The organism is Cryobacterium sp. PH31-L1 (assembly GCF_030063145.1).
GTDB lineage: Bacteria > Actinomycetota > Actinomycetes > Actinomycetales > Microbacteriaceae > Cryobacterium.
Genome location: NZ_JASISM010000023.1, coordinates 1 through 1,524 on the forward strand (window position 1 = coordinate 1; position 1,524 = coordinate 1,524).

General features: G+C 65.4%; 2 protein-coding genes. Both read left to right on the top strand.

The window, feature by feature from the left end; all coding sequences use genetic code 11:
- On the top strand, window positions 1-678 hold a 678-nt coding region (locus QMF22_RS17280; protein WP_502846978.1), incomplete at its 5' end, for a Mu transposase domain-containing protein.
- 19 nt (window positions 679-697) lie between these two features.
- The gene (gene istB / locus QMF22_RS17285) at window positions 698-1,456 is read left to right on the top strand and encodes an IS21-like element helper ATPase IstB (protein WP_283455885.1); all 759 of its coding nucleotides are present in this window, start codon (window positions 698-700) and stop codon (window positions 1,454-1,456) included.
- The last annotated feature ends 68 nt before the right edge of the window (window positions 1,457-1,524 follow it).

Genomic DNA, 1,524 nt, shown 5'->3' on the forward strand with positions numbered 1-1,524 from the left:
CCCCGATTGACCTGGGACAACGAGACCGGCATTGGGAAGGGCAAACTCACCGAACGCACCGCCGCTTTCGCTGGGACCCTTGGCACGGAGATCAAGCTGCTCAAAGCCCGCGACCCGGAGTCCAAGGGCATGGTCGAGCGCCGCAACCGGTTCTTCCGGTCCTCGTTCATGCCGGGGCGGCACTTCGCGTCGCCGCAGGATTTCAACGAGCAGATCACTGACTGGCTGCCGCTGGCCAACGCACGTCATTCCCGGTCCCGGCGGGCACGCCCAATGGATCTGATCGAGCAGGACCGCGCGGCGATGCGCCCGCTGTCGCCGGTGCCGCCGGACGTGCTCTTTCGCAACACAGTGCGCTTGCCGCGTGACTACTACGTCCGGGTGCTCTCTAACGACTACTCCGTCGCGCCGGCGATGATCGGCCGGCTCGTCGATGTGACCGCAAGCCTGGACACGGTCAACGTCACCCACAACGGGGTGAACGTCACATCACATGAACGGGAATGGGCCCGCACGCTGACGGTGACCGACTCGGAGCATGTCGCGCAGGCCGACGTGCTGCGGCGCCAGTTCCAATCGCTGCGGCATCACCGCCCCAACCGGTGGTCGCGTTCGTCGAGACGGCCAGCCTGGCCTCCTACGACCGGCTGTTCGGCGTCGACACCGGCCCCGACCTGACCGACCTGGACGTGTTCGCGTGAGCGGCACCGCGGCCTCACAGATCGAGTACTACGCCCGGGCGCTGCGCGCCCCACGGATCGGCGACGCGTTCCGCCGCCTCGGCGACCAGGCCCGCGACTCCGGCTGGTCCCACGAGGAATACCTCGCCGCGGTCCTCTCCCGCGAGGTGTCCGAACGCGAAGCATCCGGCGCGGCGCTGCGGATCAAAGCGGCCCGGTTCCCCGGCCACAAGACCCTCGAGGACTTCAACTTCGACCACCAACAAAGCGCCGACCGGAACCTGCTCGCACACCTGGGCACGAGCACGTTCGTCACCGAAGCGAAGAACGTTGTGCTCCTCGGACCGCCCGGCACCGGCAAGACTCACCTCGCCGTCGCGCTGGGCGTTCAGGCCGCCAAGCACGGCCACCGCGTCCTCTTCGACACCGCTACCGGCTGGGTCGCTCGACTGCAGGAAGCCCACTCCCGTGGCAAGCTCGCCGCAGAACTCACAAAGCTGCGCCGATACAGCGTGCTCATCTGCGACGAAGTCGGCTACATTCCGTTTGACCAGGACGCCGCAAACCTGTTTTTCCAGCTCGTCGCCAGCCGTTACGAACATGCATCTCTGATCCTCACGAGCAATTTAACCTTCGGCCGGTGGGGCGAGGTCTTCGGTGACCAGACCGTCGCCTCCGCCATGATCGACCGGATCGTGCACCACGCCGACGTTCTCAGCCTCCAAGGCGTCAGCTATCGACTCAAGAGCCACCAGCCCGCCGCTGATACGGCATAGTAGAAAACACAGATAGTGGTCCTGTTTTCAAACGGCACTATTGGCCCTGTTTTGGCTCGGCGTTAACA